9 protein-coding genes are annotated in these 13668 nt (G+C 71.6%); 8 read left to right on the plus strand and 1 reads right to left on the minus strand.

Annotated elements, in window-relative coordinates; all coding sequences use genetic code 11:
- Positions 1 to 113: 113 nt before the first annotated feature.
- Positions 114 to 1739 carry a RecQ family ATP-dependent DNA helicase gene (locus tag ASG04_RS06350; RefSeq protein WP_056121555.1) on the minus strand — a complete coding sequence of 542 codons (1626 nt, stop codon included), beginning with the start codon at positions 1737 to 1739 and terminating at the stop codon, positions 114 to 116.
- Between the two features lie 244 nt (positions 1740 to 1983).
- Here ASG04_RS06350 and sucC point away from each other — a divergent pair, with 244 nt between their 5' ends.
- The 8 genes from sucC to ASG04_RS06390 all read left to right on the plus strand — a co-directional run bounded on the left by sucC (position 1984) and on the right by ASG04_RS06390 (position 13277).
- Positions 1984 to 3153, plus strand: a complete 1170-nt coding sequence (sucC, locus tag ASG04_RS06355; RefSeq protein WP_056121558.1) for an ADP-forming succinate--CoA ligase subunit beta — start codon at positions 1984 to 1986, stop codon at positions 3151 to 3153.
- An 11-nt stretch (positions 3154 to 3164) separates the two neighbouring features.
- Entirely contained in the window at positions 3165 to 4052 is an 888-nt protein-coding gene (gene sucD / locus ASG04_RS06360; RefSeq protein WP_056121560.1) for a succinate--CoA ligase subunit alpha, read from the plus strand.
- Positions 4053 to 4147: 95 nt separating this feature from the next.
- Positions 4148 to 6190, plus strand: coding sequence for a DUF6350 family protein (locus tag ASG04_RS06365; RefSeq protein WP_056121563.1), 2043 nt, complete (start codon positions 4148 to 4150; stop codon positions 6188 to 6190).
- Positions 6191 to 6228: 38 nt separating this feature from the next.
- Positions 6229 to 6822, plus strand: a complete 594-nt coding sequence (gene purN / locus ASG04_RS06370; RefSeq protein ID WP_056121565.1) for a phosphoribosylglycinamide formyltransferase — start codon at positions 6229 to 6231, stop codon at positions 6820 to 6822.
- On the plus strand, positions 6819 to 8459 hold the full coding sequence (purH, locus tag ASG04_RS06375; RefSeq protein ID WP_056121567.1) for a bifunctional phosphoribosylaminoimidazolecarboxamide formyltransferase/IMP cyclohydrolase: 1641 nt from the start codon (positions 6819 to 6821) through the stop codon (positions 8457 to 8459). Before purN ends, purH begins: the two co-directional genes overlap by 4 nt.
- A 520-nt stretch (positions 8460 to 8979) precedes the next feature.
- Positions 8980 to 10788 carry an ABC transporter ATP-binding protein gene (locus ASG04_RS06380; protein WP_056121569.1) on the plus strand — a complete coding sequence of 603 codons (1809 nt, stop codon included), beginning with the start codon at positions 8980 to 8982 and terminating at the stop codon, positions 10786 to 10788.
- Positions 10789 to 10922: 134 nt separating this feature from the next.
- Positions 10923 to 12731 carry an ABC transporter ATP-binding protein gene (locus ASG04_RS06385; RefSeq protein WP_056121651.1) on the plus strand — a complete coding sequence of 603 codons (1809 nt, stop codon included), beginning with the start codon at positions 10923 to 10925 and terminating at the stop codon, positions 12729 to 12731.
- A 120-nt stretch (positions 12732 to 12851) separates the two neighbouring features.
- Positions 12852 to 13277, plus strand: a complete 426-nt coding sequence (locus tag ASG04_RS06390) for a DUF805 domain-containing protein (RefSeq protein ID WP_056121572.1) — start codon at positions 12852 to 12854, stop codon at positions 13275 to 13277.
- Positions 13278 to 13668 lie beyond the last annotated feature (391 nt).

Here is a 13668-nt window from a genome sequence, read left to right on the forward strand (position 1 = left end):
TTCACCCACCCGCAACCTGCACGTCATGCGGACCGTGCACACTCGCCGTGCTCGGGGGAGTGGAGCGCGGTCGCCGGCCTGGAGCCGGGCGACCGCGCATCCCCCGCCGGTCGTCAGACGCGCTCGAGCAGGTGCCGGTCCTCGACGTCCGCGAGCGCCAGCGTGCGGTAGCCCGCCGACTCGAAGAACACCGTCAGCCGGTCGTCCTCGGTGCTCATCACCGTGCCGTGACCCCACTCCGCGTGTTCCACGTCGGCGTCCGGCGGCCACTCGGCGTCGTGCGCCCCGTCGGCTGCACGCGTGACCGCGGCGGTGCCGGCGGTGCACGTGTCGCAGTTGCCGCACGGCTCGGCGAGTTCGTCCCCGAAGTACCCGAGCAGGAACTGTCGCCGGCAGCCCTGTGTCTCGGCGAACTCGCGCATCATGGCGATCCGCGACTCCTCGACCCGTTCCCGTTCGTGTGCGCGGTCCTTCGCCGTCCGGGCAGCGGCATCGGCGGTCGCCGGGCCGTCCGCCGCGCGGGCGATGCCGTCGTGGCCGTCGACGAGCACGCCGGCCTCGACGAGGGCGTTGACCGCCCGGCCAGCGGTGCGTGCGGCGAGGCCCGATGCGTCCGGCAGGTCGGTCCGGGCGATCGCCCCGGATGCGGGGACGGCGTCGAAGACAGCGCGGAGCGAGGCGGGCCGCGGGCTGCCGGACGCGAAGAAGCGTCGCAGGCCCAGGTCCTCGGCGCGGTAGTGCAGTGTCGCGAGGGCATCGCCGCCGTCACGGCCGGCGCGTCCGACCTCCTGGTAGTAGGCGTCGACGGACTCGGGCACGTCGGCGTGCACCACGAAGCGGACGTCGGGCTTGTCGATGCCCATCCCGAACGCGCTCGTGGCGACCACGACCTCGACGGAGCCGTCGTGGAAGCCGGTCAGCACCCGCTCCCGGTCCCGCACGCGGAGTCCGGCGTGGTACGGCTGTGCGCGGCGACCGTGCTCGACGAGCTCGTCGGCGTACACGAGGGTCTCGGCCCGCGTGGCGACGTAGACGACCCCGGCGCCGGGCAGCGCGGCGACCTGCGCGACGACGGCCTCGCGCTTGCCCTCGTCGTCCTCGTGGCGTCGGACCTCGAGCCGGAGCTCCGGACGGTCGAACCCGGCCGCGAGCACGAGCGGGTCGTGCATGCCGAGCCGCGCGATGACGTCGTCCCGCACGGGGGCGGAGCCCGTCGCGGTCAGGGCCAGCACGGGCGGACGCCCCAGGCGCTCGATCGCCTCGCCGAGCGCCAGGTAGTCGGGGCGGAAGTCGTGGCCCCAGGACGACACGCAGTGCGCCTCGTCCACCGTGACCAGGCCGACCCCGGCGTCGCGAAGGCGGTCCTGCACGTCGGGCTTCGCGAGCTGCTCCGGCGCGAGGAAGACGTAGCGGACGTCGCCCGCGGTGACCGCCTCCCACGCCTCGGTCAGGTCGCGGGACCGCTTGGTGGCGTTCACCGTCACGCCCTTCGGTGCGTCAGGGTGCTGTGCCAGGCCGACGACCTGGTCTTCCTGTAGCGCGACCAGCGGCGAGACCACGACGACCGGGCCGTCGAGGGCGAGTCCCGCCAGCTGGTAGATCGCGGACTTGCCCGAGCCCGTCGGCATCACGGCGAGGGCGTCCCGGCCCGCGAGGACGGCGTCGATCACGGTCTGCTGGTCGGGGCGGAGTTGCCAGCCGAAGACCTCGGCGGCTCGGGTGCGGAGTGCGTCGTGCATCGATCCACCGTGCCGAGCCGGTCCTGGCGGCCTGCACCGGGACTGCGCGCGGTGGCCATCCGGTCGGCGACGGCCGAACCGGCCGACGTGATCCGTGCCTCCCGACGGACGCACGCGTTGTCCACCTGCCGCCGCTAGTGTGGTCCGCGGCCGTTGTCTCGACATCGAGCGACCCTCGACGGAGAGTGCTGCGACCGCGTGGAACCGATGCCGATCGCACGAACCGTGCGGGAAGAAGAACAGCGTGGATCTTTTCGAGTACCAGGCCAGGGACCTCTTCGAGTCCTACGGCGTCCCTGTGCTGCAGGGCATCATCGCCGACACCCCAGAGGAGGCGAGGGCGGCTGCCGAGAAGATCGGTGGCGTGGTCGTCGTCAAGGCGCAGGTGAAGGTCGGCGGCCGCGGCAAGGCCGGCGGCGTCAAGGTCGCGAAGACCCCGGACGAGGCGTTCGAGCACGCCCAGGCGATCCTCGGCCTCGACATCAAGGGCCACACCGTGCAGCGCGTCATGGTCGCCCAGGGTGCCGACATCGCCGAGGAGTTCTACTTCTCCGTGCTGCTCGACCGCGCCAACCGCTCCTACCTGTCGCTCGTCAGCGTCGAGGGCGGCATGGAGATCGAGCAGCTCGCGGTCGAGAAGCCCGAGGCGCTCGCCCGCGTCGAGGTGAACCCGCTGACCGGGATCAACCAGGAGGCCGGCGAGGACATCGCTCGCCAGGCCGGGTTCCCGGACGAACTCGTCGAGCAGGTCGCCGGTGTCTTCGTGAAGCTCTACGACGTGTTCGCCGGCGAGGACGCCACGCTGGTCGAGGTGAACCCCCTCGTCCGCACGGGTGACGGTCAGATCCTGGCGCTCGACGGCAAGGTCTCCCTCGACGAGAACGCCGACTTCCGCCACGACGCCCACAAGCAGCTCGAGGACACCGCCAGCGAGGACCCGCTCGAAGCCAAGGCGAAGGCGCACGGCCTGAACTACGTCAAGCTCGACGGCCAGGTCGGCGTCATCGGCAACGGCGCGGGGCTCGTCATGTCGACGCTCGACGTCGTCGCCTACGCCGGTGAGCGCCACGGCGGCGTCAAGCCCGCGAACTTCCTCGACATCGGCGGCGGTGCCTCGGCCGAGGTCATGGCAAACGGCCTCGACGTCATCCTCGGTGACCCGCAGGTCAAGAGCGTGTTCGTGAACGTGTTCGGCGGCATCACCGCCTGCGACGCCGTCGCGAACGGCATCGTCGCCGCGCTCGGCATCCTCGGCGACGCGGCCACCAAGCCGCTCGTCGTGCGCCTGGACGGCAACAACGTGGAAGAAGGTCGCCGGATCCTGGCGGAGGCAGCGCACCCGCTCGTCACCGTCGCCGCGACCATGGACGACGCGGCCGAGCAGGCCGCCGAACTCGCCGCCGCAGCGGCCTGAAGGGACTGACCATGTCGATCTTCCTCAACAAGGACTCCAAGGTCATCGTCCAGGGCATCACCGGCGGCGAGGGCACCAAGCACACCGCACTCATGCTCAAGGCCGGCACGCAGGTGGTCGGTGGCGTGAACGCCCGCAAGGCCGGCACGACCGTCACCCACGGCGACGTCGAGCTGCCCGTCTTCGGCTCGGTGCGCGAGGCCATAGACACCACCGGTGCCGACGTCTCGATCGTCTTCGTCCCGCCGGCGTTCGCGAAGGACGCCGTGATGGAGGCCATCGACGCCGAGATCCCGCTCGTCGTCGTCATCACCGAGGGCATCCCTGTGCAGGACTCGGCCGAGTTCTGGGCGCACGCCAAGGCGCTCGGCGGGAAGACCCGCATCATCGGCCCGAACTGCCCGGGCATCATCACCCCTGGTGAGTCGCTCGTCGGCATCACCCCGGCGACGATCACCGGCAAGGGCCCGATCGGCCTCGTCTCGAAGTCGGGCACCCTGACCTACCAGATGATGTACGAGCTGCGTGACCTGGGCTTCTCGACCGCCATCGGCATCGGCGGCGACCCGGTCATCGGCACGACGCACATCGACGCGCTCGCCGCGTTCGAGGCCGACCCCGAGACGACCGCGATCGTGATGATCGGCGAGATCGGCGGCGACGCCGAGGAGCGCGCTGCCGACTACATCAAGGCGCACGTCACGAAGCCGGTCGTCGGGTACGTCGCGGGCTTCACGGCCCCCGAGGGCAAGACGATGGGTCACGCCGGCGCGATCGTGTCCGGCTCGGCCGGCACCGCCGAGGCGAAGAAGCAGGCGCTCGAGGCGGCTGGCGTCAAGGTCGGCAAGACGCCGTCCGAGACGGCAGCGCTGCTGCGCGAGGTGGTCGCCGCCCACTAGCGGTTCCCGTCCTCACGGGACTGCCAGGAGGCTCGGTGCGGGTTCCGCGCCGAGCCTCCCGTCGTTCACGCGGGTCGGCACGTATCCTCGCTGCGATGAACCGCCTGGGAACCGCTCTGCTCGCCGCGATCGAAGCGGTCGTGACGGTCGGCGTCGGCCTCGGGATCGCCCTGGTCCCGCTGACGCTGCTCTGGGGCTTCGAGTACGGCCTGCAGGTCGACTGGGACGTCTTCTGGAAGGCTGCGGGCAGCGTCTGGCTCATCGGACACGGCGTGGACGTCACGTTCGTGCTCGGGGCTGCAGCGGCCAAGGCCTCCGGGGTCAGCGGTGCGGGGGACCCGATCGCGATCACGCTGGCCGCACTCGGGTTCGCAGCGGTCACCGCGTGGCTCGGCGCACGTGCCGGCCGCCGGTTCGCCGAGACCGAGCACCGGGTGACCGGGATCCTGGTCGGGACCGCCGTCGCCGCGGTCCTCGGGCTCGGTGTCGGGTTGTCGTCGACGTCGGCCGCGACCCACCCGGCCCTGTGGCAGGCGGTCGTCTTCCCCGCGCTCTGGTTTGGCGTCCCGGCACTCGCCGCCGCCGAGGTCTGCCGTCGTCGCCGCTCGATGCCGGCCGACCCGGTGACCGGGCGCGTGCTCGACCAGCTCCACCGCGTCCCCGAGGTCTGGCGCACCGTCGCCGGCTTCGGGCTGCGTGCGGGCACCGCGGCGACCGCGGCCGTGGTCGCCGTCGCCGGCATCGTCGTCGGGTTCCTGCTGTTCGGGTCGTTCGCCGAGGTCATCACCCTGTACGAGCGGTCGCACGCTGAGATCGTCGGGGGCGTGGCGCTCACCGTCGGCCAGCTCGCCTTCCTGCCCGACTTCATCGGCTGGGCGACGTCGTGGCTCGTCGGCCCGGGCTTCGCGATCGGCACCGGGTCGACGGTCTCCCCGATCGGCACGGCCCTCGGACCGATCCCCGCGCTGCCGGTGTTCGGCGCGCTGCCGGCGTCTGGTCACACCTTCGGGCTGCTCTGGGTCCTGGTGCCCGTGCTCGCCGGGTTCGCCGCCGGTGGCCTCCTGCGTCCCCGACTCGTCCGGGCGCTGGGCGCCGACGACAGCGCGCTGCTCCGAGCTGCCGCTGGGCTGGCGACGGGGATCGTGGCCGGGCTCCTGACGGGCGGCATCGCCTGGCTGTCGTCGGGGTCCTTCGGTCCAGGGCGTCTCGCCGACGTCGGACCACACGCCCTGGTCGTCGGGCTGTTCGCCGCGCTCGAGGTCGGCGTCCCCGCGATCGTCGCGCTGGCGATCGGGCAGGACCTCGTGCGCATGCCCGAGCGCCCCTGGGCCCGCGAGCACTGGCACGAGGCCGACGACGATGCCCGGGACGACGCCGAGGTACACGCCGAGGGATCCCTCCTCGACGCCCTCGACCGGGCCGGTGCCGGGCGCACGACCGACGTGCACCGCTTCGCCGTGTCCGAGGCCCACCACGCCGCTACCCGCGCCGGCGACCACGGGACCGACAGTGCCGTGACCGAGCCCGTCGAGGACGACGCGCGGCGCATGTCGGACGCGCCCCGGTCCTCCCGGTCGGACCCCGACCACCGACCTGATCGCGACCCGGACCACGACGTGCCGCTGCCCGACTGGGCGCGCTCCGGTGCGCCGACGTCGACGCCTGCTGCTCCTCGTGCACAGCCGTCGACGCCGGAGCCGTCCGCCGGACCCGGTGGTCGGGTCGGCGCCGTCCGCGACCGTCTGCGCGGCGCAGCGGACGGGGTCAAGGGCCGGGCCGGGGACCTGCGCGGGCACGCCGACGGCCTGCGCGGCCGCACCGACGGCCTGCGCGGCCGCGCCGCTGCGCTCCGCAGCCGGGCCGGCAGCCTGCGGGACCGCGTGACGGGCGCCGACGCCGAGCGCGCGGACACCGCGCCCGACGACCGCCCCGACCTCCACCGTCCGGAGCGTCCCGAGGTCGCCGGAGCCCGCGACGAGCAGCGCGCGTTCCCGTGGAGCACCGAGGAGTTCGTCTCCGGTCGCGACGACGCCGACGAGCCCACGCCGCCGCCGGCCGCGCCGGGGCGGTGGGACACGACCGACCAGGTCCCCGAGGACGAGCTGCCGTGGTGGCGTCGCCCGAAGGACGACCGGTGACGGGCGTCGCACGCCACGACCGCCGGTAGGGTTGTCCCGTGCTCGAACTGGTCGTCCTGATCTCCGGTGCCGGCTCGAACCTGCGGGCCCTGCTCGAGGCGACCCGCGACGCGGAGTACCCCGCCCGCGTCGTCGCCATCGGTGCCGACCGCGACGCCGAGGGACTCGGTCTCGGCGAGGAGTACTCGATCCCGACGTTCTCGGTGCCGTACTCGCGCTACGACTCGCGCGCCGACTGGGGTCAGGCGCTCGCCGAGCAGATCCGCCCCTGGTCGCCGGACCTGCTCGTGCTCTCCGGACTCATGCGCCTGCTGCCGCCGGCCGTCGTCTCCGAGTTCGGTCCCGCGGTCATCAACACCCACCCCGCGTACCTGCCCGAGTTCCCGGGCGCGCACGGCGTCCGTGACGCCCTGGCCGCAGGGGTCAGCGAGACGGGTGCCAGCGTGATCCAGGTCGACGACGGCGTCGACAGCGGGCCGATCCTGGCCCAGGAGCGCGTCCCCGTGCTGCCGCACGACTCCGAGTCGACGTTGCACGACCGCATCAAGCCGGTCGAGCGGCGCCTGCTGATCCAGACCGTCCTCGACATCGCCAACGGACACATCGACCTGAAGGGCACCACGAGCGCATGAGCGTCCACGCCGCCGACCCCAGCCTGTACCGCGACCGGGACGTCGTCCCCGTGCGTCGTGCCCTCATCTCCGTCAGCGACAAGTCCGGTCTGCTCGAGCTCGCCGGGGCACTGGCCGACGCGGGGGTCGAGCTCGTGTCGACCGGGTCGACCGCGCAGACGATCCGCGACGCCGGCTACACGGTCACCGACGTGTCGAGCGTCACCGGGTTCCCCGAGTCGCTGGACGGCCGGGTCAAGACGCTGCACCCGTCCGTGCACGCGGGGCTGCTCGCCGACCTGCGGCTCGAGTCGCACGAGCAGCAGCTCGCCGACCTGGGGATCGAGGCGTTCGAGCTCGTCGTCGTGAACCTGTACCCGTTCGTCGAGACGGTGGCCTCGGGCGCCGACATCGCGACCGTGGTCGAGAACGTCGACATCGGCGGCCCGGCGATGGTCCGCGCGTCGGCGAAGAACCACCCGAACGTGGCGATCGTTGTCTCGCCCGCGTCCTACGCCGAGGTCGTCGAGGCCGTCCGCGCCGGCGGGACCTCGCTCGAGCTCCGGAAGCGCCTGGCAGCACAGGCCTTCGCGCACACCGCCGCCTACGACACCGCGGTGGCCTCGTACTTCGCCAGCGACGTGGTCGACGCACCCGCGGGCGACGTGGTCGCGTCCGACCCCGACCTCGAGACACCCGGCACCTTCGACGACCACCTGTCGTTCGACGCCGACCTGACCGCGACCCTCCGCTACGGCGAGAACGCGCACCAGGCAGCGGCGCTGTACTCCAGCGACGGCGGTACCGGGATCGCGCAGGCGACGCAGCTGCACGGCAAGGAGATGTCGTACAACAACTACGTCGACGCCGACGCAGCCGTCCGTGCCGCGTTCGACTTCACCGAGCCGGCCGTCGCGGTCATCAAGCACGCCAACCCCTGCGGCATCGCGGTCGCTGCACCCGGCGCCGCCGACCCGATCGCCTCGGCACACGCCGCCGCGCACGCCTGCGACCCGCTGTCGGCGTTCGGCGGGGTCATCGCCGCGAACCGTCCCGTGACCGTGCAGATGGCCGAGACCGTCAAGGACGTCTTCACCGAGGTCGTCGTCGCCCCGGGCTTCGACCCCGAGGCCCTCGAGATCCTGTCGCGCAAGAAGAACATCCGACTCCTCACCCTGCCGGCCGACTTCGCACTCGCCCCGCGCGAGGTCAAGCAGATCTCCGGTGGGTTCCTCGTGCAGGACGCCGACCGCTTCACGGCGTTCGACCAGTCCACGTGGGACCTGGTCGCCGGCGCGCCCGCCGACGACGCGACCCTGGCTGACCTCGCCTTCGCGTGGAAGGCGGCGCGTGCGGTGAAGTCGAACGCGATCCTGTTGGCGAACCGCGGTGCGAGCGTCGGGGTCGGCATGGGCCAGGTCAACCGGGTCGACTCGTGCCACCTCGCCGTGACCCGCGCCGGTGACCGTGCCGCCGGGTCGGTCGCCGCCTCCGACGCCTTCTTCCCGTTCGCCGACGGACTGCAGGTCCTGCTCGACGCCGGGGTGCGCGCAGTCGCGCAGCCGGGCGGCAGCGTCCGTGACGACGAGGTCATCGCGGCGGCGACGGCGGCCGGCGTGACGATGTACTTCACCGGCGAGCGGCACTTCTTCCACTGATCTGAACAAATCGTGGCAAGGCCATTGCGCTGCGGAGATCCTCTGAATAGCCTGTAAGGCTCTGCGACAGGCAGCCGACGATCCCTCGGGAACGGCGGCACCGCAGACACAACGGTGACGAAGACGACGACTGGAGTGACGATGGACATCTCGACCGGAACAGTGGCGACGGCCGCCCGCGCAGGTCACGTGTCCCTCGTGGGGACCGCTTCCGCTCCGCGACCCCGACGGGCCGCGGCCGCCGCCTAGCCAGGCCGTCTCCCACGGCCTCGCGGCGCCGCACCACCACGGCGACCGCGAACCACCCGCCTGAACCCGGGGGACACCTGTCCCTCGGTGCCTACCGGCCCGACCGACGTCACGCAGGTGACGGCGGTGGCGCGCGACCACGCGCCCGGCTGATGACGACCACGCAACGCACACCGAGCCTCCAGGCCGGTCCGGAGCAGACGACGCACGCACCGCGGGCGGCGTCGGCCCGGTCGGCCGGGGACCCGGCAGACGCATGAGGACGCAACGCATGTCCAAGTCGCCCACCACGGCGCGCCCGTCCACCTTCCGCGCGATCGCGCGGATCTACCCCTACGTGAAGCCCTTCCAGGGCCGCCTCATCGCCGGCATGGCCGCGGCGATGGGAGCCTCCCTGGTGGCGCTCGCCATCCCCTACGTCCTGCAGTGGCTCGTCGACGGCCCGCTGTCGTCCAAGGACGATGCCCAGATCTGGCCCGCCGGGCTCGGTGTGCTCGCCCTCGGCGTGCTCGAGGCGTTCTTCATCGCCTCGCGTCGCCGCATGGTGATGCGCCCGTCGACCCGCATCGAGACGAGCATGCGCAACGCGCTGTACGCCAAGCTGCAGGACCTGCCCGTCGCGTTCCACGACCGGTGGGAGTCGGGGCAGCTGCTGTCCCGCTCGGTGTCCGACCTGTCGCTCATCCGCCGCTGGCTGGCGTTCGGCGTCGTGCTGCTCGTCGTCAACGTCGTCACGATCGTGGTCGGGTTCGTCGTGCTGTTCACCTTCGGGTGGCTGCTCGGCCTGATCTTCCTGATCGCGTCGATCCCGCTCTGGATCAACGGGCTGCTGTTCGAGCGTCGGTACTCCGTCGTCGCGCGCCGCAGCCAGGACCAGGTCGGCGACCTGGCGACGAGCGTCGAGCAGTCGGTGCACGGCATCCGCGTGCTCAAGGCGTTCGGCCGCGGCGGGTACAAGCTCGAGGAGTTCAGCGAGCAGGCCGAGGCACTGCGTGGCACCGAGATCAAGAAGGCGAAGGCCATCGCGAGCATCTGGCTGTGGCTGCTGCTCGTGCCGGACGTCGCCTTCGCGCTGTGCCTGCTGGCGGGGATCTACCTGGCCAGCCAGGGACAGCTCAGCGTCGGGCAGCTGTTCGCGTTCTTCGCGACGGCGACGGTGCTGCGGTTCCCGATCGAGTCGATCGGCTTCCTGCTCTCGATGACGTTCGACGCGCGCACCGCGGTCGACCGCTTCTTCGAGGTGATGGACTCCGAGAACACGATCACGGATCCGGAACACCCGAAGACGATCGCCGAGCCGCACGGTGCGCTGTCCTTCAACGCCGTGCACTTCCGGTACCAGGACTCCGCGGCGCAGTACCCGGACCTCATCAACGGCGTCGAGCTGCGGCTCGAGCCCGGTGAGACCATGGCGCTCGTCGGGCTCACCGGCTGCGGCAAGACGACGCTGCTCTCGCTGGTGCCACGGCTGTACGACGTGACCGGCGGATCGGTGACGATCGACGGCGTCGACATCCGTGACCTGACGCGTGAAGAGCTGCGGCGGCACGTGGGCGTCGCGTTCGAGGACGCCACCCTGTTCTCGACGACCGTGCGGGAGAACGTGCTGCTCGGTCGCCCGGACGTCACGGGTGAGGCTGCCGACGCGCTGCTCCGCGAAGCCCTCGACATCGCACAGGCGTCGTTCGTCGACGACCTGCCCGACGGCATGGACACCCGCGTCGGAGAAGAGGGGCTGTCCCTGTCCGGTGGGCAGCGGCAGCGGCTCGCGCTGGCGCGGGCGATCGCGGCACGGCCGTCGGTCCTGGTGCTCGACGACCCGCTGTCGGCGCTCGACGTCGACACCGAGGCCCGCGTCGAGGCCGGCCTGCGCCGGGTCCTCGCCGAGACCACCTCGCTCATCGTGGCCCACCGTCCGTCCACCGTGACGTTGGCCGACCGCGTCGCGCTCATGGAGAACGGCGTCGTCACCGCCGTCGGCACCCACTCGGAGCTGATGGCCACGAACGACCACTACCGCTACGTCATCTCGTCCCTGGACGAGGACGACGCGACCGCACGACAGGAGGCGATGGCATGACCCAGCAGGGAGACACCAACCAGGCCCTCGGCACCCCGGCCCAGCCCATCGGCTCCACGGACCTGCCAGGAGGCTCGGATCCGGAACTGCAGGACACCGCGGCCGCGCAGGCTGCCGCACCTGTCACCGCCTCGATCACCACGCTCGGCGTGCGCGGCGAGGAGCGCGAGGACTTCACCAAGGCGGAGAGCAAGCGCCTGCGGCGCCGCTCGCTGTCGCTGCTCGGGTCGCTCGCGGCGCCGCTGAAGGCCCGCCTGGTCCTGCTCGGCATCGTCGTGGTCGTCTCGACCGCCGGGACCGTCGCCGGACCGGCGCTGATCGCGTGGGGCATCGACAACGCCCTGCCCGACGTGCTGGAGCGGAACGACTGGGTCCCGGCGTTCGGGGTCGTGGCGACGTACATCGTCGTCGCGGTCCTCGGCGCGGTCCTCACCGCGTGGTACACGGTGCTGGCGGCGCGGATCAGCCAGGCGATCCTGTTCGACCTGCGCAAGCGGGTGTTCCTGCACACGCAGCGCCTGTCGCTCGAGTTCCACGAGACCTACACGTCCGGACGGATCATCTCCCGCCAGACGAGTGACCTCGACTCGATCCGCGAGCTGCTCGACTCGGGGCTGAACCAGCTCATCCAGGGCGTGCTGTACATGGCGTTCACCGCGGTGGCACTCGTGTCGCTCGACCCCACGTCCGGGCTGGTGCTCGCCGTGTCGCTCGTGCCGCTGTGGTTCCTGATCCGCTGGTTCCAGTCGAACTCGCAGACGCTGTTCCGTGCCACCCGTGTGGCGTCGGCCCGCGTCATCGTGCAGTTCGTCGAGACCATGACGGGGATCCGCGCCGTGCAGGCCTTCCGCAAGGAGTCCCGCAACAAGGACGAGTACGGCGGCTTCGTCGAGGACTACCGGGTGGCCAACACGAAGGTGTTCAACCTGTTCGGGACCTTCGACCCGGTGCTGGTGCTCATCGGCAACGTGACCCTCGCCGCGGTGGTCGTCATCGGTGGCTTCCGGGTCGTCGGCGGGTCGCTCGAGGTCGGCGCGCTGCTCGCGGTGGCGCTGTACGCCAAGCGCTTCTTCGACCCGGCGCAGGAGCTCGCGATGTTCTACAACGGGTACCAGTCGGCCTCGGCCGCGATGGAGAAGATCTCCGGGGTGCTCGAGGAACGTCCGAGCGTGCCGGACCCCGTGAAGCCGACGAAGCTCGCCGACGCCAAGGGCAAGATGGACTTCGACGACGTCGAGTTCGCCTACAACGCGGGCAAGGTCGTGCTGCCGGCGTTCGACCTGCACATCCCGTCCGGGCAGACGATCGCCCTGGTGGGGTCGACCGGTGCGGGCAAGTCGACGCTCGCCAAGCTCATGGCGCGGTTCTACGACCCGTCCCGCGGCTCGGTGAAGCTCGACGGCGTGGACCTGCGGGACCTCGACACGAAGGACATGCGCCGCGCGATCGTCATGGTCACGCAAGAGGCCTACCTGTTCTCCGGCACGGTCGCGGACAACATCGCGCTCGGCAAGCCGGGGGCGTCCCGCGCCGAGATCGAGTCCTCGGCCAAGGCGGTCGGCGCGCACGAGTTCATCATGGCGCTGCCCGACGGGTACGACACCGACGTGAACAAGCGCGGTGGTCGGGTGTCGGCGGGACAGCGACAGCTGCTGTCGTTCGCCCGGGCGTTCATCGCGGACCCGAAGGTGCTCATCCTCGACGAGGCGACGGCGTCGCTCGACATCCCGTCCGAGCGGCTGGTGCAGGAGGGCCTCGAGACCCTGCTCGCCGACCGCACGGCCGTGATCATCGCGCACCGGCTGTCCACCGTCGCGATCGCCCACCGGGTGCTCGTGATGGAGTACGGCCGGATCGTCGAGGACGGCACCCCCGACGACCTGATCGCGGGCACGGGGCGGTTCGCCCAGCTGCACGCGGCCTGGCGCGACTCGCTGGTCTAGCCGCCGGGCGACCGGTCACGGATCGCACCCCTGCACGCGCATCGCGCCCCGTTCCTGCGGGGCGCGACGTGCGTGCGGGGGTGCAGCTCCGCCCGACTCGGGCGTGGTTGGCTGGTCCGCATGACAGACGACAGCCCGCAACCCGGCGGTGTGGCCCTCCGCGACCCGTTCATCGGCGCGCCGTTCACCGAGGCGCTCCGCCGGTTCTGGCGGAAGTACACCGTGTTCACCGGGCGGGCGTCCCGGTCTGAGTTCTGGTGGTGGTGGATCACGTCGCTGGCGATCGGGCTCGTGCTGCAGCTCGTGCCCCAGGTGTTCACACCGGACACTCCGATGCTCGAGAACCCCGTGGGATCCTACCTGTTCGTGCTCTGGGTGCTGGCCACCCTGGTCGGGTCGCTCGCGCTCGGCGCCCGACGGCTGCACGACGCGAACCTGTCCGGCTTCTGGCAGTTCCTGCACGTGCTGCCGGGCATCGGGTCGCTGGTGCTGTTCGTGGTGTTCCTGCTGCCGTCGAACCCGAAGGGCACCCGCTTCGACCTCTGACACTCGGGCGCGGCTCGTCGCCGAAGGCTCCCGTGGAGTCGGTAGTTCCGCGCGTGGCGCGTCGTCCCGCGCGTAGGGGGTCGTTCGTCCGGTGCCCGGGCGCCCCGGTGGTCGAGAGCGGTGGTCAGTCGGGAGCGGAGTGACGGATCTGGTTCGGGAACGTCGAGCGGAGAGAACCGGATTCGTCATCGACGTGGAGGGGAACCGGCATCCGGGCGCCCGCGGTGGGTTGGACCCATGACATCAATGCGCTGGACCCGTGATGTCGCGACGCTGTTGGGTGGGGGGAACGCAGAGAACGCCGCCCCGTGATCAGGGCGGCGTTCTCGTGTGGTGCTGTGCGCTCGTGGCGCGGGGGGTGTTACTTGATCTGTGCGGTGATGGTGGCGGT

Source organism: Curtobacterium sp. Leaf183, assembly GCF_001424385.1.
In the GTDB taxonomy this organism is placed as follows: domain Bacteria; phylum Actinomycetota; class Actinomycetes; order Actinomycetales; family Microbacteriaceae; genus Curtobacterium.

Excerpts from the sequence above, each read along its gene's own strand:
- ASG04_RS06350 (WP_056121555.1), bottom strand. The coding sequence starts at position 1,739 with ATGCACGACGCACTCCGCACCCGAGCCGCCGAGGTCTTCGGCTGGCAA.
- ASG04_RS06365 (WP_056121563.1), top strand. The coding sequence starts at position 4,148 with ATGAACCGCCTGGGAACCGCTCTGCTCGCCGCGATCGAAGCGGTCGTG.
- purH (WP_056121567.1), top strand. The coding sequence starts at position 6,819 with ATGAGCGTCCACGCCGCCGACCCCAGCCTGTACCGCGACCGGGACGTC.
- sucD (WP_056121560.1), top strand. The coding sequence starts at position 3,165 with ATGTCGATCTTCCTCAACAAGGACTCCAAGGTCATCGTCCAGGGCATC.
- ASG04_RS06390 (WP_056121572.1), top strand. The coding sequence starts at position 12,852 with ATGACAGACGACAGCCCGCAACCCGGCGGTGTGGCCCTCCGCGACCCG.
- ASG04_RS06380 (WP_056121569.1), top strand. The coding sequence starts at position 8,980 with ATGTCCAAGTCGCCCACCACGGCGCGCCCGTCCACCTTCCGCGCGATC.